The sequence below is a fragment of the Streptomyces sp. NPDC003016 genome (assembly GCF_053591455.1).
Genome location: NZ_JBSFTV010000044.1, coordinates 22,110 through 43,263 on the forward strand (window position 1 = coordinate 22,110; position 21,154 = coordinate 43,263).

Consider the following 21,154-nt stretch of genomic DNA (forward strand, 5'->3'; position numbering starts at 1 on the left):
GCCCCGCCGGCGCAGGAGCGCGGCGTCAGCCCGGGAACCGGCCGGCGCTGCGGAGCTGCCACCGGCGCTGGGCGTAGGCGAGGTCGTCGCGCCACAGCCGTCCGGCGGCGGCGCGCATCAGCGGCCGCAGTACGGGAGTCAGCGCGCGGGCCGCGGCGAACCCGGGCCGGTCGGACGCGGCGACCACCGCTTCGATCACCGCGGTGCGCGGCCGGCCGTGGAGGTCCGGCTCCAGCGGGGTGGCATGTGTCTCGACGACCGACCCCGCGCCCTCCCCCTCGGTGATGTGCATGACGACGGTGCGAGGTTCGGGCGCGGTGAAGACGGCCGTCACGGGGACGACGACGCGGCTCGCGAGTCTGAAGGACACCCGCACGGCGAACGCGTCGTCGTCCTCGCCCGTTTCACCGCCCGTTTCACCGCCCGGGGCACTGACGACCCCGAGGTCGACGAACGAGTACGGGTGGAACCACGCACCGTGCCAGGGGTCCAGCCTGTTCGCCACGATGTCCTGCGGCTCGCACACACCGGTCCCGGTGTACACGGCGGCCACGGCGGACCGCGAACGCGGACGCGCCGGTACGACGGGCTGCTCCAGCGGCGGCTCCCCGCCCGCCTCGTCCAGCCGCACCCACACCAGGACACCGTCGTCGTACGCGGGGAACGGCTCCCAGCCCGCGTACGCCCTGCCGTCCAGGGCCAGCCCGTGCCAGTGGCAGACGAGGGTGCCGCAGCGGACGGGGCTGCGGCCCAGTGGCGCGCCGAGGTGCGGACACGCTCCGGGACCCGCGACCGGCCGCCCCTGCGCGTCGCGCCAGGCGACGACCTCCACGCCGGCGACGGTGCGCCCGAACGAGCCCTTCGACGTGATCTCGCGGGCGGCCGCGAGTACGTACCAGTTCCCGGACGGACGGGCGAGAGCACGCTTGAGCGCGGCGTCGATCACGGCGGGGCGGGCCTCGCGCCAGGTCGGACACTGCTTGTCCCACGGGGTCGGCGTACGGCGGAAACGGAGCGGGAAGCGGCGGCGGCCGGCGGGTGACGGGGACGTCATGCGAGCTGCTCCTCCACGGGCGTGGCGGCCGGGCCGGCGGGGCGCCCGGCTCTCGTGCGCGACGCCCTGCTCCTGGCCACGGCCAGCCGGCTCAGACCGTCGAGAGCGACCACCGCCCTCCGCAGGGGCGGGACCACCGCGCGCCGGTGGACGCACGCGTACCCGTCGTCGGCGACGGCGTCGAGGATGCCGCCGTACAGGGCGAAGGCGGTCCGGATGCAGGGGCGGGAGACGGGGTCGAGCATGGGCAGTCCGGGTGCGGCCTTGCGGTACACGCCCTTGGTCACGTGCGCCGCGGCCTTGAGCGCTTCGACGATCCGGGGGTCGCTCCGGCCGGCCGCCCGGCTCCAGAGCAGCAGCTCGCGGTCGACTCCGTGCGCGGCCAGCAGATCCGCGGGCAGGTAGACCCGCCCGCGGTCGAGGTCCTCGCCGACGTCCCGCAGGAAGTTCGTCAGCTGGAACGCCACTCCGAGGGCTGCCGCGTGCGGTGCGGCCTCGGCGCGCGGCACGACGGTGCCGAGCACCGGCAGCATCTGCAGGCCGATCACGGCGGCCGATCCGTGCATGTACCGGTTCAGATCGTCCATCGTCGGATAGTCCGTCACGACGAGGTCGCAGCGCATGGAGGCGAGGAAATCGTCGAAGTGCCGGGGGTCGATGCCGTACCGGGCCGCGGTGTCGGCGAGGGCGTGTACGACGGGTTCGGGGCTGCGGCCCGTTCGCAGCCCGTCCCGCAGGCGCGCCGCCAGGGCGGTCAGCCGGGCGCCGCGCTCGGCGGCGGACGCCCGGGTGCCCAGGTCGTCGACGATGTCGTCGGCCCAGCGGGCGAAGCCGTACAGGGCGTGGACGGCCGGCCGCCGCTCGACGGGCAGCAGGCGGGTGGCGAGGAAGTAGGTCTTGCCGTGCCGGGCGTTGAGGGCGCGGCAGTGCGTGTAGGCGGCGCGCAGGCGGGGCTCGGTGATGCCCGCGGCCGCCAGTTCCCGGCGCGTCACGAGGCGCCGCCCACGGGGTTCCGGTGGTGGGCGCGGGACCGGGCGGGCCCCGGGGCTCCGGTGATGCGGGCGGCCGCGAGCTTCCCGGAGATGAGGACGGTGGGCACGCCGACGCCCGGGGTCGTTCCGCATCCCGCGATGACGGCGTTCGCCGTTCCGCGGACCAGGTTGCGGGGGCGGAAGGGGCCTGTCTGGGCGAAGGTGTGGGCCGCCGAGAACGGCGTACCGGCCGCGTGTCCCTGTCCGGCCCAGTCGGCGGGGGTGATCAGGCACTCCTCCTCGATGGCCCCGGCGAGGCCGGTCAGTCCGCGGCGTTCCAGTTCGGCGAGCACGCTCAGGCGGTAAGGGGGAGCGAGGTCGTGCCACTGCTCGCGGCTCGGGCCGATGTCCGTGTTGGGGCAGGGCGCCAGGATGTAGTGCACGTGCCGTCCGGCCGGGGCGAGCAGCGGGTCGGTGGCGGTCGGCCGGGTGATGAGCAGGGACGGGTCGCTCATCAGCCGCCCGCTGCCGGTCAGCTCATGGAAGGTTTCATTCCATTTCGCTCCGAACGAGAGCGTGTGGTGGGCCAGCTGCGGCCAGGTGCGGTCGGTGCCGACGTGCAGGACGACGGCGGACGGGGAGTGCCGCAGGCCAAGGGGGCGCTTCGGGCTGCGGCCCAGCAGGCGGTAGGTGACGGGCAGGTCCGGTGTCAGCACGACCGCGTCGCAGGGAATGCGCAGCCGGTCGGTGATGACGGCCGTGACTCTCTCTCCCCTGCGTTCCAGCCGGGTCACGTGCTGGCCGTACCGGAAGGTGGCGCCGGCGTCGGCGGCGGTATCGGCCATGGCGCGCGGAAGGGCGTGCATGCCTCCCATGGGGAAGTAGACGCCCGCGACCGTGTCCATGTAGGCGATGACCGCGTACGCGGCGAGGGCGCGGGCGGGCGGGACTCCGGCGTACAGGGCCTGGAAGGAGAAGACCCTCCGCAGCCTCTCGTCGGTGATGAAGCGGCCGATCCGGGGGTCGAGACGGCCGAAGCCGCCCAGCACCGCGAGACGGGCGAGGTCGGGGTGCAGGAGCTGGAACGGCGAATCGAAGTTCGTGTCGATGAAGCGCCGCATCTGGGCGTGGTACAGCTCCTGCAGCCAGCCGCGCAGGCGGCGGTACCCGAGGGCGTCGCGCGCTCCCGCGAAGCTCTCGATCTCCGCCTCCATGGCCTCGGCGTCGGTGTGCACGTCCAGGGCGCTGCCGTCGGCGAACTGCGCCCGGTAGGCGGGGTGCAGGGCGACGAGTTCCAGCCGGTCGGTGAGTTTCCGGCCGACGGCGGCGAACGCGTCCTCGACGAGCTCCGGCATGGTCAGCACGGTCGGGCCCGTGTCGAACCGGTAGCCTCCCCTGTCCACCCGGCCGGCCCGTCCACCGGGCTGTGTGTCGCGCTCGACGACGGTGACCCGGCGGCCCGCGCCGAGCAGGTGCAGCGCGGCGGACAGACCGGCGAGCCCGGCTCCGACCACCACGACGTGGTCGGTCCGTCCCTTGACGGTGCGCATCACCGGTCTCCTTCCGCGACTCCGGCCGTCAGCAGCAGAGCCGGTATGCCGTCCTGTACGGGTCCGGTGTGCGCAGGGGTCACGCCGGTCCGGGGCGCGGCCACGGCGTTCAGCAGCCGGGCCAGGCGGGCCGACGCGGGCGACGACAGGGCTGCCGCGGCCAGCCGGCGGGAGCCGACCGCCAGCAGCTTCTCGATCCTCGTCTCCACGGCGCTGCGCGCCCCCGTGGAGACGAGGACCTGCCGTACCTCCTCCAGAGCGGCCTGGCTCAGGGTCGGGTTGCCCAGCGCGTTGTCGAGCACGGCCAGGGAGTCCGTATCGCCTCGCGAGGCTGCCGTCGCGCGTGCGACGGCAGCCAGACAGGTGAGTCTGCCGGCCCTCATGTCGTCGCCCGACGGCTTTCCGGTCGTGCGGGGGTCGCCGAACACTCCCTCGATGTCGTCGCGCAGCTGGAAGGCGATGCCCGCGTTGCGGCCGGCGGAGCACAGAGCCCTCGTGGTCCTGTCGTCGGCTCCCGCGAGAGCGGCTCCGAGCGCGAGCGGCCGTTCGACCGAGTACAGCGCGGACTTGAGACAGGCGGTGCGCACCGCCCTGGCGACCGACCGGAAACCGGCCTCCTGCTCCTGGCCCTGCCCTCGCCCTTGCCCTCGCAGATCCAGGTACTGCCCCGCGACCATCTCCATACGCAGCGCGCGCCACAGGCTCAGCACCCGCGGCCGGACGCCGTGGCCGTAGGCGGTGTCGGCGATGATGTCGTCGGCCCACACCAGTGCGAGGTCGCCACCGAGGACGGCGGCGGAGGCGGCGAAGGAGACGGCGCCCGGCGGGGCCGCCCGGGATGTGGGGTACTGCGCCTCCAGCCGCGTGTGGAAGGCGGGGCGGCCGCGGCGCCTGGACGACCCGTCCATCACATCGTCCAGGACAAGGGCACAGGTCTGGATCAGTTCGAGCGCCGCCGCCACGCGGAGCGCTGCGGGCCTCTCCCGTTCCGCGCCCCCGCACGCACGCATCGACCACCACAAGAACTGGGACCGCGTGCGTCCGCCCCCGTGGAGCGTGAAGTCGGCGACGCGTTCCCCGATGTCCCGGGCGAAGGTCTCGTCGAGTGTCCGTGCCCGCGCGATCCGTTCCCGGAGCAGTCCCTCGAGCACCTGGCCCACCGCGGCGGGCACGTCCCTGTCGGTGTCGGCGCAAGAGCCGTGGCCCGGGTCCGGCCCGCGCGTGGTCGAGACCGGCCCGGTGGAGCTGCTCGGATGCATCATGGTCCTCCGCGGGGATCGACGGGTGTTACTCGTCCTTCTGGGAAGACAGGCCGTTCGGATGCGCCACCACCGTTTCGTACGGCCGGCAGTCGGCATCCACTCGATCACATGTGGACGATCCGGCTTTTCAATGACACACGGGAGAATGTGTGACCCACACGGGAGGCGAACAGCCGTTCGGCGGTGCGGATTCCCGTGTCACCCGACGAGCAAGGACTCGACGGTCTCGGTCCCGGACCGCAGGCCGTGCAGCCGCCCGGTGCCCGGTACGTGCGGCGTCGTCGTCCATCCGGGGCCGGCGAGCAGCAGAGCCGGATTTGCCCTGGCGCCTCGCAGACCCCATTCCACCCCCGAGACGAGCTGGACCGGCGCGCGGTCGGCGGTCGAACGGGACTGCGCCCACAGCACCACCACCGACGGGCCGATTCGGCGTACCGCCGCGTGGAGGGCCTCGGCGGGAAGGGCCGCGCCGAACATTCTCGCGGGCAGGCCCCGCTGCCCCAGAGCGGCCGTGAGCGCCTCCAGGGGGAGGGTGTGCTGCTCGCCCGGTACGCAGGCGAGCAGCGCGGGGGCGATGCCCGCCGGCCCGCGGACCGTTCGCAGGCGGCGGACGGCCGACGAGATCTGCCAGGACAGCAGGTGCTCGACCTCGACGTAACGCTCGCCGGAAGAGGCCCACTTGCGCCCCACCGCGTGGAGCGTGGGAGCGAACACCTCTTCCCAGGCCCCGGCCAGGCCGTGTTCGGCGAGCGCGGCGTCGAGCAACTCCTCGACGGCGGGCGCGTCGAGGCGTACGGCCGCACGGGCGAGGCCGCGGCACTCCTGCCTCACGTCCCCGAGCGGAAGGGCGTCGCGGCCCCCGGGCGACAGAACGGCGCGCGGAGCCGGGCGGGCGGGCGGCCGGCCGCCTCCGCCGGGCAGCGGGCGCAGGGCCGCGCGAGCGGCCTCGGCGGGAGGGACGCCTTGCGAGGTGAGGCGGCACATCTCTTCGAGGCGGGCGATGTCCTGCGGCGTCCACCGGCGGTGCTTGCCGTCCTGACGCGTCGCGGGACCGATCGAGTAACGGTGCTCCCAGGTGCGGAGGGTGGTGGGAGCGACACCGAGCCTGCGGGCGACCGCACCTGTGCTCAGAGCCGCTCCGGCACCACCGCCCTCGGCGACCGCGGGATCCGGATCGGGTGTCACGGCTTCAGGGTACGACGCACCATCACCGCACCCTCGCCCGACGGGCGGAGCCGTGGACACCGGCGATGCCTCAGGGCTTGCGTGCGACCCCGCCGAACATGGCCACCTCGTCCGGCATGCCGGTGGCGTCCGCCTCAGGACGCCAGCGGCTGCACGACACCACACCGGGGTCGAGGAGCTCCAGGCCGTCGAAGAACCGGGCCACCTGGTCGGGGGTGCGCTGGGTGAGCTTCGGGGTGCCGTGCTCGTTCCAGAACGCCACCGCGGCGTCCACATCGGGCATCGCCGGGTCCGTGACCGTGTGGGAGAGGACCAGGTGGCTCCCGGACGGCAGTGCGTCCATCAGGCGGCCGACGATGCCGTACGCCTCCGTGTCGTCCTCGAGGAAGATGACCACGCCGAGCAGCATGAGCGCGACCGGCTCACTGAAGTCCAGTGTCTTCGCCGCGTGTTCCAGGATGACGTCGACGTTGCGCAGGTCCTCGTCGAGGTAGTCGGTCCGCCCCTCCGGTGTGCTGGTGAGCAGGGCACGCGCGTGGGCGAGCACCAGCGGGTCGTTGTCGACGTAGACGATGCGGGACTCCGGCACCGACCGCTGGGCGACCTCGTGGGTGTTGTCGGCCGTCGGCAGACCGGTACCGATGTCGAGGAACTGCCGGATCCCGCGGTCGGCGGCCAGGTGGCGCACCGCACGCCCGAGGAACAGCCGGTCCGCCCGGGCGTAGTCGCCGATGCCCGGGTGCAGCTTGCGGATCTGGTCACCGGCCTCCTGGTCGACCGCGTAATGGTCCTTGCCGCCCAGCCAGTAGTTCCAGATCCGGGCCGTGTGCGGCTGCGCGGTGTTGATCCTGTCGCTCTGCTGGGACACATCGGAAGGTGTCGGCTGCTCGGCCACGGGGCCCCCTTTGGGAAACAAGCTCATTTCAAGGTCAACACGCAGCCTACCGAGGCGAGTTGTTCCCAGCAGAGGCGAGTTGTTCCCAGAACGGCAAGCCGTCCGTGCGACCGGGCGTCCCGGCTCCCGCCCGGGCGCGAGCGGGACCGCCGTACGGGCAGAGCCGGCACGTACCGGCCCGGCTCCGGTGCGTACACCCGATGACGCGGCTCGCCTGTCCAACGGACCGGCCGCGTCAGGGGCAGGGGCAGCGACCGCACCGCCACCCGTGCGGGCGACTCCGTGCGGGGAGCCACGGAATGATCCCCTCGGCGGACGCGGCGCGAGGGGACCGCCGTCGCGCCGTGCCCGCGGGCCGCCGTCACCGCCCGCGCAGCGGCGACAGTTCGCTCCCGTCCGCGTGGAAGGCGGTGACTTCCACCTGTGCGCCCTCGGCGGCGGGTACGGCGATGGTCGGGCCCGCGCTGCTCGCGTCGACTCCGCCCGAGAGGCTGATGCGGCTCACCGAACGGCTGCCGGCGGCCAGGACGAACCACCGGCCCTGCGGGGAACGCCACTGCGCAGCGGCGACCACGTGCTGCCCGAAGCGGCTGCACGCCGCGGTGTCGCCTTGCTCGGCCACCACGGTTGCGGGGGCCGCCGGGCCGGCTGCGGGCGGCTGGAACCGCACCTGGACGCGTCCCGCCCCCCGCCACGCCTCCATGCGGGTGCACACCCAGGCCGCACGGCCGCCGCCCGGCAGCGACTGGCGGGCGTAGACCCAGTCGTTCACGGCCCGCGCTCCCTTGCCGCGCATCGCGGTGAGCGTGCAGGCGCTTCGCGCCCAGCTCACCAGCGCCTCCCGGCCCGTCGCCTCGCGCGGCTGGCGCGCGGGGGCGCCGGAGCCGGGCGGCGGAGTGTGGGTGAGGTGCACCGGCGTCAGGTCGCCGAGGTCCGTGAGGAGGAACGCGTGCTTCTCCACGATCCGCTCGGAGGAGCGGAGGCTGAGAACCGGCCAGGAGGCGCACGCCCCGCCGGTGGCCGGGGAGGGCACTACGGCGGTGACCCCGTCCACGGCCGGCAGACGGCGGGTCGGCGCTCCGGGGCGCAGCAGGTCGCGGGTGCCGGTTTCGGCGATCCAGGGGGCCATGAGGTACCGGGCGCCGCCCGTGGTGCGGCCGATGACGACGGCGGCGGCGGTCGTCACGCCCGCGTTGTCGGTCCGGGCGAAGTCCAGGGCGGCCGTGTCCTCGCGCGCCTCGGCGCTGCCGTCCGTGGCGGGCTCGGCGTAGCGTACGAGCCGCTGTCCGTCGTGCAGGAGGACGACGGCCTCGCCGTTCACGTCACCCGCGTACAGCAGCTGGGGCGGGCGGATCGGCGGCGCCGTGGTGGTGTCCTCGGTCGCCGTCACGCGGACGGCCTCGCCGGGGGAGCCCCAGGCGCGCAGCGCGCGGTGCAGCAACGCGCGGTCCCCGGCCCGTGCGCCCCGGGCCGGCCACGCGGAGAAGTCGACGCGTGCGGTGTCGGCCCAGCCCTCGGCGGAGGCGGTCCGCAGCTTCGCGGGGTCCAGGGCCGGGAGCGGTGCGCCGCGGTCCGTGGGGCCGTTCGCGACAGCGCCGGGAGCCGGCGCCCCCTCCCCGACCGTGAGGGTCGCTGCCGCGGCCAGTGCCGCGGCGGTCAGGACGGCGGCCGTGAGGCGTGCGCGGTTGCGGCGGCGCAGCAGGTCCGTCGGGTGCAGCTGGACCAGGCCGGGGTCGAACTCGCCGGTCCGCAGGAGCGCGGCCGCCGAGCCGTCCTGCACGTTCGGCACGCTCAGCGCGGTCCGCAGCGCCGCGCGGGGGTCCGCGACGCCCGCTGCCGAGAGCACCGGGACGATCTCGTCCTCGGCCAGGGCTTCGAGCACATGCAGTGCCAGAGCGGCGCGGGCCGCCGCCGGAATCCCCGACAGCGCCTGGGACAGGGCCAGTTCGTCGGCCCCGCCCGCACTGGGGAACACCCGTACCCCCAGTATCAGCGGCAACCTGGCGGACCGCTGCCACCACTGCCGCAGAGGCGCCCATGGCGGCCTTTCGAAGCCGAGCGCGGTCTTCAGGACGCGGTCACGTATCCAGCTGTAGGCGGCAGCGTCCGCCGGCGGCTGCGCGGACGATACGTTTCCGCGGGTGCCCGGCGTCCGTGGGAGCGTGCGCTGGACCACGGAATGGGCCGTGACCACCCGTCGGTGACGGCCGAGGTCTGCCGGAAGGACGAGGTGGACGAGGCGTACGAGGTGTCCGTAGTGCTCGACGAGGATCGCCTCCGCCTCGTCGACGCGCGGGCGCCGTCCGGATATGGGGGTCGGCGAAGGGGCTGGCTGTTTCCGCATGGGGCCTCGGCTTGTCGAACGCGGGCTGTGGCTTTCCCGGTCAACGAAGAACGACCGCTGCGGTCACCTCGGCAGTCAGTACGACGCGCGCCGAAGCGCGCCGGCCGGACGTCCTGCGGGGGTGGCTGCCCGGTGGCGCTGCGGCCCCCGGCGCTGGTGCCTATGGTGAAAGAACCCCTTGCCGGGTCCGGTGGCGCGGAGTACCACCGGGGCCCGCTCCCTCTCCAGGAGGTCCATGTGACGGGCGCAGTACGTCCTCTGCAAGGCCGTGTCGCCGTCGTGACCGGTGCCGCCCGGGGCCTCGGGGCGGCGACCGCGCGGGAGCTGGCCCGGCGCGGCGCCACGGTGGCCCTCCTCGGCCGGGAGGAGCCGGCACTGGCCCAGGTGCGGGACACCATCTCCGGGCGGGCCCTGTGCTGGGAGGCCGATGTCACCGAGGAGGACACGATGGCGCGGGTCGCCGCCGAGGTCCGCGACCGCCTCGGGCCCGTGTCGGTCGTGGTCGCGAACGCGGGAGTGGCCGAGGGCGGTCCCTTCGCGGAGTCCGACCCCGCGCTGTGGCGGCGCGTGATCGAGGTGAATCTGATCGGCAGCGCGATCACGGCACGTGCCTTCCTGCCCGGCCTGCGGGCGACACACGGCTACTACCTGCAGATCGCCTCGCTGGCCTCGATCGGGGCGGCGCCCATGATGAGCGCCTACTGCGCCTCCAAGGCCGGCGTGGAGTCCTTCGCCCATTCGCTGCGCGCCGAGCTCGCCCACGAGGGCGTCGGGGTGGGCATCGCGTACCTGAACTGGACCGACACCGACATGATCCGTGACGTCGACCAGCATCCGGTGCTGCGGGAGCTGCGGGCCCACATGCCGAGGCCCGCGCGGAAGGTCTACCCGGTCGAAACGGTGGCCGCGCGCATGGCGCGGGCCATTGAGCGGCGGAGCGCGGCCGTGTACGCGCCCGCGTGGCTCCGCGCGACGCAGGTGGTCCGGGCCGCCATGCCCCCGGTGGTGACACTGCTCTCGAAGCGGGAACTTCCCCGGCTCCAGCGGAGCACCGCGTTCGCGGCGACGGGGCTGCTGGGCGCCGGCGGCAGTGCGGACCTGGACGGCCGCCGGCGGACGGGCGGCTGAGCGGTGCCGGCCGGGCCGTTCGTACGGGCGGCGGCACGCGGCGCCGCGTGCCGGGCGGGTCCTCCCGTACGGTGGTGTACGACGCGACAGACTCCGGAGCAGGCATGCACACCTCCCAGCCGTCCGGCATGCCGGACGACGACCACGACGGGTTGTTCGGCCTCGACGAGATCCGGACCGGCCCGAAGCCCCGAAGGTCCACCGGGCCGCTGTTCCGCGACTCGGAGCAGGCCCGCCGCATGCTGTCGGTACGGGAGATCCACGCCGAGCCCGGGGCGGCGTCCTCGCCGCGGGGCCGGCAGATCCTCGCGAGGTTCCCCGACGCCGGGGTCGTCTCCACCGACTCCCACTGGCGCATTCCGGAGCTGCACGGCAACAAGGGGAACGCCGAGCGCTGGGTGCGGATCAAGAGCACGGTCCTGGTGCTGGGCGAGAAGAAGACCCTGACCGTACGGCCCAACGGCCGGTCGGCGGACTGGATCGCCCCCGGGGCCGCCAATGGATGCGCCATGGCGTGCGCGTACTGCTACGTTCCGCGACGCAAGGGCTACGCCAATCCGATCACCGTCTTCACGAACATCGACCGCATCGTCGCCCGTCTGGCACGCCATGTCGCCGGCCAGGGCCCCAAGAGCGAGCCGAACCAGTGCGACGCGAGCGCGTGGGTCTACGACATCGGGGAGAACAACGACTGCTCGGTCGACGCGCTGATCAGCGAGAACACCGCCGATCTGGTGAACGCCTTCGCCCGGTGGCCCACCGCCAAGGCATCGTTCGCGACCAAGTTCGTCAACCCCGATCTGCTGCTGCTCGAACCCCGCGGCCGGACACGGGTCCGGTTCTCCGTGATGCCGCCGGACGACTCACGGCTGCTGGACATCCGCACCAGCCCGGTCGAGCACCGCATCGCCGCGGCGGCGGACTTCCTCGACGCCGGCTACGAGGTCCACTTCAATCTCTCCCCCGTCGTCATCAGGCCCGGCTGGGAGCGGTCCTGGGCGGAGCTGCTCCGGCACATGGACGACGTCCTGCCGCGGAGGGTGAAGGAGCAGGCGGCGGCGGAAGTGATCATGCTGACGCACAACCGGGACCTGCACGAGGTCAACCTGGCCTGGCATCCGCGCGCCGAGGACGCCATCTGGCGCCCCGACCTCCAGCAGGCCAAGCGGTCCGAGAACGGCAGCTGGAACGTGCGGTACCGCAACGCTGTCAAGGCTGCGACGGTGGAGGCCGTGCGCGGCCTGGTGGACACCCACGCTCCGTGGCTGACGATCCGCTACGCCTTCTGACGGGGCACGGACGGAGGGCGGGTACGACGGTGCGGAGGGCCGCTTCCCGGTGACGCGCGGGAGGGGCAGCAGGCCCTTCGCGGGATCGTCCACGTGCTGTGCGAAGGGGTGTGCCGGGCTGCTGGGCCGGCCGGACGCACCGGCTGCAGCGGGGTGACGGCCTGGCGGCGGCTGTTCCCCGACCGCGGCTGCGGCTTCGCCCCGTACCGCCGCCTCGTCCGGGCCCGCGGGAGTACACACAGGATCGTCCGCCGCGCCGCCCCACCCGGTTCCGGACCCGGCTCCGGCTCGCCCGCCGCACCCTCCGCTGGAGACCACTTCGAATCTCGGCCCGAAACGATCGGCCAGTGCTGCGCAGCGGTCGGGGAGCGGACGAACGGCCAGGTCTGATGAGGCTCTCCGAAGGTGGCTCTGTCCGGAGTTCCCTCGGAGGGCTCCGCCTCCCCACTTGGTCCGGCCTTGAACGAATGTCAGGGGCTGCCTGATCGATGGGGTGCCCGGGCCGCGTCACCCGGACCTCCGGGAAGTCAGGCCATGGCCCGGCCGGCGGCGGCGACCAGTTCGTCGGTCGCCGCGATGGCGGCCTCGCGGCGGGAGGCCAGGTCGGGGTGGTCAGTGGCGTCGCGCAGGCTGAACGCGGCCAGGGCAGCCCGACGAGCCGGCTCAGCAAGGGATTGTTCAAGGACGGATACCGTGACCAGTGGGCCGGTTATGGCTGAGCGCGTGGTGCGGGAGGCCGTGCGGGCCGCTTCGACGGCTTCCTCGCTCGCGCCGTCCAGGCGCAGGACTTCGCGATGCCACATGGCCCGCCGGTGGTCGCCCAGGGCGGCCACCAATTCGCCCAGTGCCCTGCGCAGGGCTTCCGCCCTCTGGTCGGCACGGGCAGCACTCTGGGCGATCCGCGCACTCTTGATCTGAAGCAGCCCGGTGAGCGTGCCCCCAAGCAGTGTGCCGACCACGGCAATGATGCTGGGCCACATCGCGAAGTTCTCCTTGGACAGCAGTGACGGGGCGGGTCGCAGTCAGCCGCTCCCCTTCGACCTCGTGTTCCGGTGCAGTGGCCGGAGCGGCACGCCGGGGCGGACCGGCTTCGGACAAGAATGCCCGCCGGGCGCACCACCCGGCAGACGTGATCCCAGTCAGCTTCCGGCGTTCCTGGTGGGACGTCCTGCCGGGACGTCCGGTTGCCGATCCGGGCTCTCCCTCCCGCGGCGAGCCGGGCGCAGGTGTCACCGCATCGCAAGTGGGCCGGGGCCAGGGGCGCTCGGCGGGCGGACGGGCACGCGAAGGTCCTGGCGGACAGGGGTGGTCTCGGTCGAGAACCCGTCCACCAGGAGCTTCGTCGTCGGGAAGTACGCTCCAGCCTGCGGTCACCACCAGCAGGCCGGAAAAGGCTCAGTGATCCGATGGGTTCGGTTCACTCGATGCCAGCGCGCGGTGAACCGGGTTCTCAGTAGTCGATGCGGTCGGTTTTGGCCAGCCACGCGTCGAACGGCGCCGTACGGTTCGGCAGGTCCAGCTGCTCGACCGGCGTGGGCCACATCGACGCGGGCTTCTTTTCGAACAGGTCGTAGAACTTGCGGTCGTCGAAACCGGCCACCGCGGCATCGTGCCGGTCGGCGGCGTAGACGATCCGGTCGACTCGCGCCCACAGCGCGGAGGAGAGGCACATCGGACACGGCTCGCACGAGGTGATCAGGACACAGCCCCCGAGCGAGAAGGTGTCCAGTTTCTTGCAGGCGGCACGCATCGCACTCACCTCGGCGTGCGCCGTCGGGTCCAGGGCCGCGGTGACCTGGTTGTTCCCGGTCGCGACGACCTCGCCGTCCTTGACGACCAGTGCGCCGAACGGACCGCCGCCGTTCGTCACGCTGTGGGTGGCCAACCTGATCGCCTCTTCCAGCCAGGCGCGCTTGAGCTCCTGGAGACTCGTTTCTTGGATGTTCGCAGTCATGGTCACTCCTTTTTCGAGAGGGCGGAGACTCCCCGGGTGCTCTGCCCGTGCGGGGCACCGCACCCGGGGCAGCAAGTGGCGCCCCGCGGATGCCGCCTTCGGATCAGCGCTGAGATCAGCGCGGTCGGCGACACCCGCGGGAGATCATCGCGGCTGGGCGCAGACGATGTGCTCCGGTGCGACCGGGGTGTGGGTCAGGTCCGGACCCGTCGCGTCGCGGACGGCGTCCACGACCGCCGGGGTGGCGGAAGTGGTGGGCGGTTCGCCGACACCACGCCCACCGGACGGCGCGTTCGGGTCACCCCTTTCGATCACATCCACCGTCATCGGCGGCATGTCCATAATCGCCGGTACCGGGTAGTCGGTGAGCGACGGATTGCAGATCCGACCGTCCTCGACCTTGATCTCCTCCGTCACCCGCACGACCTCGACCAGGCCCTGCCCGGCCTCGGCCGCCACGGGGTGCACCATCGCCACCGGTCCGCCACCGACGGTGTCGGCCTTGGCGGACTGCTGCGGCCCCTTCGCGGGCGACACGTGCACCGCGGCGATCAGCTCGTCCTCGGCGAATACGTTGCGCTTGACGCCGGTGGAGAACTCGCCGACCGGGGTCATGCGACTGCCGCGAAGGGGGGGACCCTCGATCTCCGCGTCGGAGGAGACCAGCGGTGGGCGCCCCTCGCCCGCGGGGGCGCCGCAGCCAGGTGGCCGCCGAGGGTGCCCCGGCCGCTGATCTGTGGCGAGCCCACGGTCCTGGACGCGACAGCCGGTCCGGGAAGTCGAGCGCCGAGTTCATCAATGGTCCGGGGGCGGGGTAGACCTGCACCGGTCCGCGACCGTCCGTCGGCCCCGGGCCCTTCGGCGAGTTCCCCGACTCCGGTGAGGCCGGGCAAAGTGGCCGGTTGACGGTCGACCGTGCCGATCTCGGCCATCACGTCGGTACCGCCCCCGATCGGCGTCGCGCCCGGATGCTGGACCTTTGCGTCCAGCGCTTCCGCCCATGTGGCGGGACGGAGTAAGTCCACGGCACTCATCCCTTGCTTCGTTGCACCTTGTGTGAGGAGTACACAGCCAACCGAGCGAAGTCGGTTAGGGGTGGAAGGCATGAAAACTCCGCAGGCTGAGACCGGCTCTTCGTAGACTTCTACAAGAGCCGGCCCCGCGTCGAACCTCACTTCCTGGCATGGGAGTTGATCCTGGGGCCGCAGTCGGACCTGCCGCCGTGACGTCAGGACGGCGTACCGGGGAGGGCAGGCTGAGCTTCCCCGTCGGCAACGCTTCACACCGTCGGTCTCGGCCCGCCTGCTCACTTCGAGGCGACCGCTCTGGTGGCCACCGGGCCGCGCCAAGTGCGGCGGGAGAGTCCGAGCGCGACCCGTCAGCGGCCCCGGCGGGCGTTGAGCCGGGCGGCCTGGCGCGTCAGGTGGTCGCGCTCGGCGAGGTTGGGTGCCTTCCGGGCCGCCTCGGCGTACAGCCGTGCCGCCGTCGCCAGGTCGCCGTCGCGCTCGTGGAGGTACGCCGCCACCGCGGCGTGGCGGGGGATGGCGCATCCCCCGCTCGAGGGAAGCCGAGAGCTCGGGGAAGAGTCGTCCAGCGCCGCGAGCGCCGCCAGGCCGGCGCGCGGTCCGTCGGCCTCGCCGACGGCCACCGCGCGGTTGAGCCGGACGACCGGACTGTCGGTCAGGCGCGCGAGCTCGTCGTACCACTCGACGATCTGCACCCAGTCGGTCTCCTCGGCGGTGGGCGCGTCGGCGTGGAGTGCCGCGATGGCGGCCTGGGCCTGGAATTCGCCCAGGCGGTCGCGGGCGAGGGCCGCCTGCAGGATCTCGACGCCCTCGGCGATCGACTCCGTGTCCCACCGGCCGCGGTCCTGCTCGGCGAGCGGCACCAGACTGCCGTCGGGCGCGGTCCGGGCGGCGCGCCGGGCGTGGTGGAGCAGCATGAGGGCGAGCAGCCCCGCCACTTCGGGGTGGTCGATCGCGGCCGCGAGCTGCCGGGTGAGCCGGATGGCCTCGGCGGCGAGGTCGACGTCGCCGGAGTAGCCCTCGTTGAAGACCAGGTAGAGGACGCGCAGCACGGTGGCGACGTCGCCGGGCTGGTCGAACCTTCCCCGAGCTCTCGGTCTCGCTCCAGCAGGGGAGATCCCGATGCCGGAGACGGTGCGCTTGGCCCGGCTGATGCGCTGCGCCATGGTCGCCTCGGGCACCAGGTAGGCCTGGGCGACCTGACGGGTGGTCAGCCCGCCGACGGCGCGCAGTGTGAGCGCGACAGCGGACGACGGCGTCAGCGACGGGTGGGCGCACAGGAAGTAGAGCTGGAGCGTGTCGTCCACCGCGGGCGCGGGCCCGGGCGCCGGCTGCTCGTCGACGAGGTCCTCACGCCGGCGGCGGGCGGCGTCCGCCCGGGTCGCGTCGAGGAACCGGCGCCAGGCCACGGTGACCAGCCAGCCCTTCGGGTCGCGTGGAGGGTCGGCCGGCCAGACGCGGACCGCCTCGACCAGCGCGTCCTGCACGGCGTCCTCGGCCGCCGCGAAGTCGGCTCCGCGGCGGACGAGGATGGCGAGCACGCTCGGCGTGAGGCTCCGGAGCAGGCTCTCGTTCATCGATGAGGTCACTCCGTGACGGTGGGCGGCGCGGCCAGGAAGGGGCGCACCTCGAGCCACTCGTGGATCGGCTTCCCGCCCGCCCCGGGGGCGGCCGACAGCCCCCCGGCCAGTTGGATGGCGCGCTCGTAGCTGTCGACGTCGATCACCATCCAGCCGGCGATGAGGTCCTTGGTCTCGGCGAAGGGGCCGTCGGTGACCGGCGGGCGCCCCTCGCCGTCGTACCGGACCCACGCCCCCTCGGGCGCGAGCGCCTGACCGTCGACGAACTCGCCGGTTGCCTCGAGCCGGGCCGCGAAGTCCTGCATGTACTGGACGTGGGCCGAGATCTCTTCCGGGGCCCACTGGTCCATGGGCGCGTCGTTGACCGCGGCCGGAGCGCCGCGGTAGTGCTTGAGCAGCAAGTACTTGGCCATGGTGGTTCTCCTCGGTGCTGGTGCGACCCGTTGTGGTCGCGTTCACTACGGGGACGGAGCCGGTCCCGGGTTCTCGACATCGCCGTCCGATTTTTTTTGGCTCTCGTGGTGGGGCCCGGGTGAGCCCTCTCGTGGTGTCCGGGTCCACGGCGTGGCGCGAGGACGAGACGGAGCGAGACCTTCCGGGATCGTCGGCGACCAAGCGGCCGAATCAAGGAAACGCCTCGTGTGCGCCACTGTATGTGGGGCCATGGCGTGTCGTGGGGTGCTCGGACCGACGGATCGTTCGGCGTGGAGGGCATGCACGCCCTCGGCCTCATCCGCGATCCCGACGTTGGCGGTGGGCAGGGTCCGGTGGCGCTGGACGCCGAGTCCGACGCCGGTGCGGGTGCGGGTGTGATGGCGCAGGCGGACCCGGCGCCGTCCCGAACCCGTGTGCCGTCGAGGGGCCTGACCCGATCGATTCGATCGGGCGGGCATGGACGCGCAGCCGAGAGGAACGAATGCATGTGCCCCCACCACGGCCGCCCCGATACCGAGACCCTGCCGGAAGCCGCCGGCGGGCACCGCGCACCGCCAAGATCAACAACTCGCGAAACAGTATCCGGCCTGCAAAGACGTTACTCAGCTCCCTACCTGATGATCCTGATAGGAGATACCGTTGAGAATGCTCATCAACGTGCCCTAGTTCGGCGCGGCCGCAGGTCAGAGCCACGCTCGGGGGCACGAGGCCAGCAAACCCCCAGCATGGAACAGGAGACCTGCACGTTGGGCGCCAAACTCATCCGCGGAATGGGTGGTTTCTTCAAGACTTGGGTCAGATGCACGATCGGGTGACATCTGAACTGGCTTGCCCTGCAGGGCAGGTGAGAAGGATTTCGCTGGGCCCGAGCCCTATCCGGAAGAGTTCCGCCAGGACGTCGTGCGGGTCGCGAGGAATCGCGACTCGGGTGTGACGGTCGAGCAGGTGACCGCCGGCTTCGAGGTCCATGCGATGACGCTGTGGAAGTGGATGCGCCGGGCCGACATCGACGACGGGACGAAACCCGGCACGTCCAGCCATGAGAGCGCGGAACTGCGGGACGCGCGTCGGCGGATCAAGCTGCTGGAGCAGGAGAACGAGGTTCTGCGCCGGGCCGCGGCCTGCCTGTCCCAGGCGAGCCTGCCGGGAAAAGGATCTACCCGCTTGTGAAAGAGCCGGCCACAGACGGAGTTCCCGTCACGGTCACGTGCCGGGTCCTCAAGCTCGCCAAACAGCCCTACTACCGCTGGCTCGAAAAGCCGGTACCCGACGCCACCGGGGAAGGAAAGCTGTACCTCTGCGCGGTCAAGGACGTCTTCAGCAACAGGATCGTGGGCTACTCCATCGGGGATGTCCGCGGAGACGTTCTGGGGCGGAGTCGCGGGCAACGCCGCTTTCGAGCGCCGCCTACGCGAGCGCACCGGGCTGCCGGTCACCACCGGCGCGAGCTCCTGCCGGGCCGCGCTGCGTGCGCTGGGATGCCGGCGCACAGCGGTCTTCTCTCCGTACCAGCCCGTCGCCGACCGCGAGGTGAGCCGGTTCTTCACGGAGGCCGGATTCGACGTGCCGCGACAGCGGGGCTGCGCTGTCCGACCGCCATGGACATCGCCCGGGGCGGGCCCCACCGCATCCTGGAAATGGTCAACGAACTGGACGACCCCTCCGTCGAGGCGATCGTGCAGGTCGGGACGGACCTCTCCTTCGTCTCCCAGGCCGACGCCCTCGAATCCGAGCTCGGCAAACCGGTCGTCGCCATCAATGCGTCGACACTGTGGCACGCCCTGCGCGAGCACGGTTTCGACGACCGCGACACGGGCGCCGGGAGCCTGCTGAGGGACCGTTGTCACATGCGTGGCGCTGCCTCGTCCGGTGACAGAAGTCCTACGTCGGGGGTGGAAACAGCCGGCCGCCGAAGTTTGCAGCGCCGTGCCTGGAGTGTTGAGCGACGTTGAAGGGGTGCATGGCGGCAACGTGGTGGTTCGACGTGGATTTGTGAAGGCCGCCGGGGCCTTCGTGGTCATGAGGTCGGCTCCGTCTTCACTCAGGGTCAGTACAGGCCCATGCGGCGGGCGGTCTCCTCACCGCGCCGCATGCGCTGGTGGGCGTCTTCGCCGAGGGCGGTGATGACGCCGGCGATGACCGTCTCGATGACGGCGAGGGTGGGGACCAGGCTGTCGTAGGGGGACGGCGCGGCGACCTGGCTGGGCAGGACCACCTCCGCGTGCGTGGCCGCCGGCGAGAGCCAGGTGTCGGTGAAGAGGACTACCTTGCCACCATGTTCCTGGACGAGCTCGGCCATGGCCACCTTGTCCTCCTCGTAGCGGCGGTAGTCGAACACGACGAAGACGTCACGTCGGTGGAGGGCCGCGAACACAGCGGTGCGTTCGACGTCGCGGTCGGGCAGGAATCTGACGTCGTCGCGCAGTTGCATGAGGTGCAGGCCGAGGTACTGGGCGAAGAGGTTGGTGAAGCGGCCTCCTGCCAGGGTGATGCGGCGTTTGCCGTCGGACAGCAAACGCACCGCGTGCTGGAGGTCGTGTGGGGGTAGTTCGGCCAGCGTCTGGGAGACCGCCACGCTGAAGACGTTGCTGCCGCGCTGGAGGAGGTCGCCGTCCCCGTCCTCTCCCGTCGTGGCGCGGCCGTAGTCGGTCGCTTCGTAGAGGGAGAGAGGAGAGGCATTGCGCTCGTCGAGTTCCTCGCGCAGCGCGGCCTGAAAGTCGGGGAAGCCACGGTATCCGAGCCGGTTGACGAAGCGGAGGACTGTCGGGGCACTGACGGCGGCGCGTTCCGCGAGGACGGCGATGGTCTCGAAACCCGAGGCGGGGTAGCCGGCGAGGAGCACGCGGGCGACCTTGCGTTCGGCGGGGCTGACGTCGCCCAGCTTGAGGCGGATCTCGTCGGCGAGTGTGCCGGAAGCCATCGCAGGGTCTCCCTTCGGGTGGTTCGGGACGGAGCATGGTGACCGGTCGAGCCTACTGTCGATCACCGGTGAGTGAGGCCGGCCGGGCCCCCGGTGTCCGGCCGGCCTCGGTCGCCCGGGGTCGTCAGGGCAGAGTCACTCCGGTGCGACGGCTATCCGCAGCCCGGTCACCGTTCGCGCCGTGGAACCGTCACTGGTCCACGCGGCGAATCCGGGCTGCTTGCTGAGGGTCACGGCGAACCGCGGCCCGCTCTCGAAGGTGGTCGCCTTCGCGGTGCGCTGCGTGCCGACGGCCGCGAGTGCGCGTGCGGTGTTCAGGAAGGAGTAGGGGACGCCCGCCGGGTTGGCGGCGGAGTGGAAGACGTCGGTGTTGGCGGGGACGGGCGAGGTGGAGGTGGGGATGATGGGCCGCTTGCCTGCGGCGGGCAGGATCCGCCAGCGGTTCGGGTCGTAGCGGTCGCCGTCGGTGAGGTAGTTGTAGCCGGCTCCGGTGAGAGACCAGCCGAAGTCGCCTCTGCCGGTTCGGGCTTGGCGCAGGTCGAGGATGGCGACGCCTTGGGGACCCAGGACACGTATGCGCTCGTGCGGTGTGCCCGGGCCCTCCACGACGAGTGCGGTGTTCTCTTCCAGGGCGTAAACGCGGTCGTGCCCGGTGTCCGCGGCCAGGCGCAGGGCGCGGCCTTCACGTCCGTAGGCCCCGGTGTGGGTGTCGATCAGTCCGGAGCGCAGGAAGCCGAAGCCGCCCGCAGGCAGGTGGCCGAGCCGGGCCGGGTCGTCGAAGTAGCCGGGACTGGTGCCGTCGCGCAGTCCTTCGTAGGAGTCTCCGCCGGTCACCATGTCCGCTCCAGCCGCGATCTGCGCCCCGGCACTGGAGCCGGAGACGACCGCACCGAGGGCCAGTTTGGCGCGGATCGCCGCGAGCACCTTGGAGTCGGTGTGGGCAGAGCCATGGAGCAGGGTGGTGACGTAGCGGTACTGGTCACCACCGCCGAAGAAGAAGCCGGTCATGGAGTTGACCTGACGGACGACGTCGTCGGAGTCGGCGTTCGCGACGTGGTCGAGGTCGATCGGGATCCACTGGGCGTCTGCGGCGCCGTGCTGCTCGAACAGCCCAGCGTAGTAGGTGCCGTTGCATTCCGAGTTGCTGCATATGGCGGGGTCGTCGGCATTGGGGTCCTGACTGGCAGGGACCGAGGAAGCGGTGATCACGCCGATCCGGGCCGTGGCGCCGCCGGCGCGCTGGATGATCTCTCCGTAGACCTGCGAGTTGTCCGGCTTCAGGCCCCCGCCGATGAGGACGAGCGAGCCTCGGTTGCCCGGAGAGCGGGTGGTGTCGGCGTCGGCAGTCGGTGCGAGGGCCAAAGTAAGGAGGAGAGCGGTGCCGCCCGCCAGCGCGGTGCGGCGGGCTCCGGTCGGGACGCGCATGTGGTGCCTCCTGGGGATGGGGGTGGTTGGTGGCCGGGACCGCACCGACGGGGGCCGGCGGCGGTCCCGGCACTGGCCGGCAGCCATCGCGTGGTGGACATGGCTGCCGGGGGTGGTCTCCCGCACCGGGCAATGGC

Annotated in this window: 19 protein-coding genes and 1 pseudogene; 5 read left to right on the plus strand and 15 right to left on the minus strand. The window is 72.4% G+C overall.

Features of this window, described 5'->3' with window-relative positions:
• Positions 1-25: 25 nt before the first annotated feature.
• From ACWDZ4_RS29365 to ACWDZ4_RS29395, 7 genes are all read right to left on the minus strand, one after another.
• Positions 26-1,054 carry a DUF5914 domain-containing protein gene (locus ACWDZ4_RS29365; protein WP_451511419.1) on the minus strand — a complete coding sequence of 343 codons (1,029 nt, stop codon included), beginning with the start codon at positions 1,052-1,054 and terminating at the stop codon, positions 26-28.
• Positions 1,051-2,046 carry a phytoene/squalene synthase family protein gene (locus ACWDZ4_RS29370; RefSeq protein WP_451511420.1) on the minus strand — a complete coding sequence of 332 codons (996 nt, stop codon included), beginning with the start codon at positions 2,044-2,046 and terminating at the stop codon, positions 1,051-1,053. Before ACWDZ4_RS29370 ends, ACWDZ4_RS29365 begins: the two co-directional genes overlap by 4 nt.
• The gene (locus ACWDZ4_RS29375) at positions 2,043-3,575 is read right to left on the minus strand and encodes a phytoene desaturase (RefSeq protein WP_451511421.1); all 1,533 of its coding nucleotides are present in this window, start codon (positions 3,573-3,575) and stop codon (positions 2,043-2,045) included. The genes ACWDZ4_RS29370 and ACWDZ4_RS29375 overlap by 4 nt, the downstream gene beginning before the upstream one ends.
• Positions 3,575-4,837, minus strand: coding sequence for a polyprenyl synthetase family protein (locus ACWDZ4_RS29380; protein ID WP_451511422.1), 1,263 nt, complete (start codon positions 4,835-4,837; stop codon positions 3,575-3,577). Before ACWDZ4_RS29380 ends, ACWDZ4_RS29375 begins: the two co-directional genes overlap by 1 nt.
• 198 nt (positions 4,838-5,035) lie before the next feature.
• Positions 5,036-6,022 carry a MerR family transcriptional regulator gene (locus tag ACWDZ4_RS29385; protein WP_451511423.1) on the minus strand — a complete coding sequence of 329 codons (987 nt, stop codon included), beginning with the start codon at positions 6,020-6,022 and terminating at the stop codon, positions 5,036-5,038.
• A gap of 70 nt (positions 6,023-6,092) precedes the next feature.
• Positions 6,093-6,917, minus strand: coding sequence for an SAM-dependent methyltransferase (locus tag ACWDZ4_RS29390; protein WP_451511424.1), 825 nt, complete (start codon positions 6,915-6,917; stop codon positions 6,093-6,095).
• 361 nt (positions 6,918-7,278) lie between these two features.
• Positions 7,279-9,261 carry a hypothetical protein gene (locus ACWDZ4_RS29395; protein WP_451511425.1) on the minus strand — a complete coding sequence of 661 codons (1,983 nt, stop codon included), beginning with the start codon at positions 9,259-9,261 and terminating at the stop codon, positions 7,279-7,281.
• 237 nt (positions 9,262-9,498) lie between these two features.
• Here ACWDZ4_RS29395 and ACWDZ4_RS29400 point away from each other — a divergent pair, with 237 nt between their 5' ends.
• A complete protein-coding gene (locus ACWDZ4_RS29400; protein ID WP_451511426.1) occupies positions 9,499-10,389 on the plus strand; it encodes an SDR family oxidoreductase in 891 nt (296 codons plus the stop codon).
• Between the two features lie 104 nt (positions 10,390-10,493).
• The gene (locus ACWDZ4_RS29405; protein WP_451511427.1) at positions 10,494-11,678 is read left to right on the plus strand and encodes a spore photoproduct lyase family protein; all 1,185 of its coding nucleotides are present in this window, start codon (positions 10,494-10,496) and stop codon (positions 11,676-11,678) included.
• 527 nt (positions 11,679-12,205) lie between these two features.
• On the opposite strand, the gene ACWDZ4_RS29410 is transcribed toward ACWDZ4_RS29405, so the two are convergent.
• The 6 genes from ACWDZ4_RS29410 to ACWDZ4_RS29435 form a co-directional block, all read right to left on the minus strand.
• On the minus strand, positions 12,206-12,658 hold the full coding sequence (locus tag ACWDZ4_RS29410) for a protein kilB (protein WP_451511428.1): 453 nt from the start codon (positions 12,656-12,658) through the stop codon (positions 12,206-12,208).
• Between the two features lie 470 nt (positions 12,659-13,128).
• The gene (locus ACWDZ4_RS29415; RefSeq protein ID WP_451511429.1) at positions 13,129-13,632 is read right to left on the minus strand and encodes a nucleoside deaminase; all 504 of its coding nucleotides are present in this window, start codon (positions 13,630-13,632) and stop codon (positions 13,129-13,131) included.
• Between the two features lie 144 nt (positions 13,633-13,776).
• Positions 13,777-14,247 carry a hypothetical protein gene (locus ACWDZ4_RS29420; RefSeq protein ID WP_451511430.1) on the minus strand — a complete coding sequence of 157 codons (471 nt, stop codon included), beginning with the start codon at positions 14,245-14,247 and terminating at the stop codon, positions 13,777-13,779.
• Positions 14,244-14,738 carry an FAD binding domain-containing protein gene (locus ACWDZ4_RS29425; RefSeq protein WP_451511431.1) on the minus strand — a complete coding sequence of 165 codons (495 nt, stop codon included), beginning with the start codon at positions 14,736-14,738 and terminating at the stop codon, positions 14,244-14,246. The genes ACWDZ4_RS29420 and ACWDZ4_RS29425 overlap by 4 nt, the downstream gene beginning before the upstream one ends.
• Positions 14,739-15,010: 272 nt before the next feature.
• A complete protein-coding gene (locus ACWDZ4_RS29430; protein ID WP_451511445.1) occupies positions 15,011-16,234 on the minus strand; it encodes an RNA polymerase sigma factor in 1,224 nt (407 codons plus the stop codon).
• Positions 16,235-16,242: 8 nt separating this feature from the next.
• On the minus strand, positions 16,243-16,650 hold the full coding sequence (locus ACWDZ4_RS29435; protein ID WP_451511432.1) for a YciI family protein: 408 nt from the start codon (positions 16,648-16,650) through the stop codon (positions 16,243-16,245).
• 850 nt (positions 16,651-17,500) lie between these two features.
• On the opposite strand from ACWDZ4_RS29435, the gene ACWDZ4_RS29440 reads away from it, so the two are divergent.
• The 3 genes and pseudogenes from ACWDZ4_RS29440 (at position 17,501) to ACWDZ4_RS29450 (ending at position 18,624) form a co-directional block, all read left to right on the plus strand.
• Complete coding sequence (locus tag ACWDZ4_RS29440; RefSeq protein WP_451511433.1) at positions 17,501-17,842, plus strand: transposase; 342 nt, start codon at positions 17,501-17,503, stop codon at positions 17,840-17,842.
• A 180-nt stretch (positions 17,843-18,022) separates the two neighbouring features.
• A pseudogene (locus ACWDZ4_RS29445) lies at positions 18,023-18,232 on the plus strand (aspartate racemase/maleate isomerase family protein); the annotation flags it as partial.
• A 38-nt stretch (positions 18,233-18,270) separates the two neighbouring features.
• A complete protein-coding gene (locus ACWDZ4_RS29450; protein WP_451511447.1) occupies positions 18,271-18,624 on the plus strand; it encodes a hypothetical protein in 354 nt (117 codons plus the stop codon).
• 95 nt (positions 18,625-18,719) lie between these two features.
• Here the strand turns inward: ACWDZ4_RS29450 and ACWDZ4_RS29455 are convergent, their stop codons facing one another.
• Both ACWDZ4_RS29455 and ACWDZ4_RS29460 read right to left on the minus strand, forming a co-directional pair.
• Positions 18,720-19,592, minus strand: coding sequence for a MurR/RpiR family transcriptional regulator (locus ACWDZ4_RS29455; protein ID WP_451511434.1), 873 nt, complete (start codon positions 19,590-19,592; stop codon positions 18,720-18,722).
• Positions 19,593-19,727: 135 nt separating this feature from the next.
• On the minus strand, positions 19,728-21,017 hold the full coding sequence (locus ACWDZ4_RS29460) for a cyanophycinase (protein ID WP_451511435.1): 1,290 nt from the start codon (positions 21,015-21,017) through the stop codon (positions 19,728-19,730).
• Between the last annotated feature and the right edge of the window lie 137 nt (positions 21,018-21,154).

Coding starts and splice junctions, on each gene's coding strand:
- ACWDZ4_RS29365 (WP_451511419.1), bottom strand. CDS start 1,054: ATGACGTCCCCGTCACCCGCCGGCCGCCGCCGCTTCCCGCTCCGTTTC.
- ACWDZ4_RS29375 (WP_451511421.1), bottom strand. CDS start 3,575: ATGCGCACCGTCAAGGGACGGACCGACCACGTCGTGGTGGTCGGAGCC.
- ACWDZ4_RS29380 (WP_451511422.1), bottom strand. CDS start 4,837: ATGATGCATCCGAGCAGCTCCACCGGGCCGGTCTCGACCACGCGCGGG.
- ACWDZ4_RS29395 (WP_451511425.1), bottom strand. CDS start 9,261: ATGCGGAAACAGCCAGCCCCTTCGCCGACCCCCATATCCGGACGGCGC.
- ACWDZ4_RS29405 (WP_451511427.1), top strand. CDS start 10,494: ATGCACACCTCCCAGCCGTCCGGCATGCCGGACGACGACCACGACGGG.
- ACWDZ4_RS29410 (WP_451511428.1), bottom strand. CDS start 12,658: ATGTGGCCCAGCATCATTGCCGTGGTCGGCACACTGCTTGGGGGCACG.
- ACWDZ4_RS29415 (WP_451511429.1), bottom strand. CDS start 13,632: ATGACTGCGAACATCCAAGAAACGAGTCTCCAGGAGCTCAAGCGCGCC.
- ACWDZ4_RS29420 (WP_451511430.1), bottom strand. CDS start 14,247: ATGACCCCGGTCGGCGAGTTCTCCACCGGCGTCAAGCGCAACGTATTC.
- ACWDZ4_RS29425 (WP_451511431.1), bottom strand. CDS start 14,738: ATGCCTTCCACCCCTAACCGACTTCGCTCGGTTGGCTGTGTACTCCTC.
- ACWDZ4_RS29430 (WP_451511445.1), bottom strand. CDS start 16,234: ATGAACGAGAGCCTGCTCCGGAGCCTCACGCCGAGCGTGCTCGCCATC.
- ACWDZ4_RS29435 (WP_451511432.1), bottom strand. CDS start 16,650: ATGGCCAAGTACTTGCTGCTCAAGCACTACCGCGGCGCTCCGGCCGCG.
- ACWDZ4_RS29450 (WP_451511447.1), top strand. CDS start 18,271: ATGGACATCGCCCGGGGCGGGCCCCACCGCATCCTGGAAATGGTCAAC.
- ACWDZ4_RS29455 (WP_451511434.1), bottom strand. CDS start 19,592: ATGGCTTCCGGCACACTCGCCGACGAGATCCGCCTCAAGCTGGGCGAC.
- ACWDZ4_RS29460 (WP_451511435.1), bottom strand. CDS start 21,017: ATGCGCGTCCCGACCGGAGCCCGCCGCACCGCGCTGGCGGGCGGCACC.